Below are 2,728 nucleotides of genomic sequence, written 5' to 3'. Positions count from 1 at the left end.
CGACGTAGATTTTAAATATCGAATTTTTAATGCTGATGGCACAGAAGTCAGCCAATGTGGCAACGGCGCTCGTTGTTTTGCTTCCTTCGTTCAAGCGCGTAAATTATCCTTCAAGCAGCGTCTGCGCGTGGAGACGGCCAGCGGCATCATCACCCTGACCACTGATCGCTATGGATGGGTGCAGGTTGACATGGGTAAACCCAAATTTGAACCTGACGAGATTCCATTTGCACCAAAGGCGATCACCAAGGTTGGCAACTCGTACCGACTGGTCGTGGATGGCACGCCTGTTCAGCTATATATCGCCAACATGGGCAACCCTCATGCCGTCATCAAGGTGGATGATGTACTCACCGCTGATGTGGAGCGTCTGGGGCGACTGCTAGAGTCGCATGAGGCTTTCCCCGAGCGCGTGAATGTCGGATTCATGCAAGTGGTGAATCAGCGACACATTCGCCTTAGAGTCTATGAGCGCGGTGTGGGCGAGACCCAGGCGTGTGGCACGGGCGCCTGCGCAGCTGTGGCGACAGGTATTCGCGAAGGCTGGCTGGATGAAGGCGTGGACATTCGCGCTCAGCTATACGGTGGCAGCCTTGCGATCCGCTGGCAAGATGGCTACTCTGTGATGATGACAGGCCCAACATCATTCGTCTATGAAGGCGTGTTCAGTCCTGACGGTCTTGCTGCCCAAGCAGGTATTAACCTCACCCCCGACGAATCAGACGACTACCAATAACCCATAAAAAAGGCGTAATTAATGCGCCTTTTGACTTATCATGCGTCTAAATAATCTACTCAACAAACTAAAATCATCCACACCTGCCGATACATCTGACACCACCAAGCCAAAATCTTGGTCGGTGGCTCAGGCATGGCTGGATGAATTAGCCCTACAAAATTACTCCGACAACACCATCAGCGCATACACAGCAGCACTCATGCGTCTGATGCACTTCATCGATGAGGACGTGCGGCTACAGGGTGATTATTTATCATTCGACAAAAAAGACTTGGCAAGATTCTTGAGTCTGCGCCTAGAGCGGGATAACATTAAAGCCATCAGCGCCAAACAAGAACTCTCCGCCATCCGTAAATTCTACGCCCATCTCATCAAGATCAACAAAACCGATCACAATCCCGCCACAGGCTATCGCCTAAAGCCTGAGCCACGCGCCCTGCCCAAGGTCGGCGATGTTGACATGATGATGCAGCTGCTCGATCAGCCCATGCCAGATGACGCCAACAAAGCACGTCTATGGATTCGCGACCGCGCGATGTTTGAACTCATGTACAGCAGTGGTCTTCGGCTGTCCGAGCTGGCAGGGCTTGACATTCAAGACATCGATCTACGAAGCGGCGTGGTCAGAGTATTAGGCAAGGGCAATAAAATCAGGCTAACTCCCGTTGGCAAAAAAGCCATCGATGCCATTAACATCTATCTACCCCACCGCGACCTGTGGCAAGAAGGTACGGATGCGCTGTTCATCAGCGAACGGCACGGCACGCGGCTCACGCCCAGAGCGATTCAGCTGCGCCTAAAGGTATGCGCCGCCAATGCAGGCATCGCTCAAAACCTGCATCCCCACCTACTGCGTCACTGCTTTGCATCGCACATGCTGTCATCAAGCGGCGATCTGCGCGCTGTCCAAGAGATGCTTGGACATACTGACATCAGCACCACCCAAATCTACACCCAAGTGGATTTCGGGGCCCTCACCCGCATCTATGACAAGGCTCACCCCAGAGCGGTGGCACACGTGATAGATCAACCTACCAAAAAACCCAAACATAACAACTAAATCATCAGCCCATTCATACACATCTTTATCGCTACTTCTCAAGATTGTTTTTGGGAGATGAACGCGTTTACGCTAACAGCCTTAATCACTCAAAAAATAATAGGATAGCTTTATACATTAAAATAGAGATAAGCAGTTATTCTAGCAATCTCAAAAGACAGCTTTATGACCGTCGTGGAACCTCTGTAAAATTCCAATATCTTCCATTGGTATATCCATCCTCAGTTCCAAATCCAGCCCTTAATCACATCATTAATAATCCCAATAATATGCGCAAGCCCTTATCATTATTAGCTTTCGATAGAGTGTGATTTTTTATCCACAAAATCTGTGGATAACTTTGTGGAAAAGCGAACAATTTACATCGAAAGCCCTTATATTATGGTGCTTTCACCGTACTGTAATATTTAGGAATAAACTGTGGTTAAAATATATTTTATAAATATAATCAATAACTTATAAAAATTAGCCTATTTATATATTAACTTTTTAAGCGCTGTTTATAAACTGCGCAATTGTTCCACAAAATCATGATAATACATCGATGCTATCTGTGGATAACTTCTTAGAATGTAGATATCTATCAATAAAAAAACACCCCGCCATTAGACGGAGTGCGTGGAGAAACTAGATTCTAAATTAGTAAGTGAAGTTTACACCGACACGGTATTCACGACCAGCACCAGGCAAACCATTGATAGCAGAGTGTGAATAGTAGAACTCATCACCGACGTTGTTAACGGCAAAGTTTACATTTAATTTGTCGTTATTGAATGGTTTCCAGTTGGCATAAATGTCAGTTACGTCATAACCATACTTGATTAGATTTAAGTTGTTACCAAGAGAGCCTGAGATTGGGGTCCCTTTTACATCATCAACTTTGCGGTGATTGACACCAATTTCTAAATTTGGATTGGCAAAGCGATAGG

At 46.7% G+C, this 2,728-nt stretch carries 2 protein-coding genes and 1 pseudogene; 2 read left to right on the top strand and 1 reads right to left on the bottom strand.

All coding sequences use genetic code 11. From position 1 onward, the window contains the following. Both dapF and GY683_RS09290 read left to right on the top strand, forming a co-directional pair. Nucleotides 1–736 (top strand): diaminopimelate epimerase (gene dapF / locus GY683_RS09295; protein ID WP_297288457.1); only part of this gene is annotated, 736 nt, incomplete at its 5' end. A 40-nt stretch (nucleotides 737–776) separates the two neighbouring features. Further along, entirely contained in the window at nucleotides 777–1,799 is a 1,023-nt protein-coding gene (locus tag GY683_RS09290) for a tyrosine recombinase XerC (RefSeq protein ID WP_297288456.1), read from the top strand. A gap of 639 nt (nucleotides 1,800–2,438) precedes the next feature. Here the strand turns inward: GY683_RS09290 and GY683_RS09285 are convergent. After that, a pseudogene (locus GY683_RS09285) lies at nucleotides 2,439–2,728 on the bottom strand (TonB-dependent receptor); the annotation flags it as partial.

It is taken from the genome of Moraxella sp. (assembly GCF_024227015.1).
In the GTDB taxonomy this organism is placed as follows: Bacteria; Pseudomonadota; Gammaproteobacteria; order Pseudomonadales; family Moraxellaceae; genus Moraxella.
Note: the sequence above shows the minus strand (reverse complement) of the source record. Positions and strands in the feature narration are given on the sequence as shown.

Bases quoted from the DNA above. Each gene is read 5' to 3' on its own strand.
- GY683_RS09290 (WP_297288456.1), top strand. From the start codon at position 777: ATGCGTCTAAATAATCTACTCAACAAACTAAAATCATCCACACCTGCC.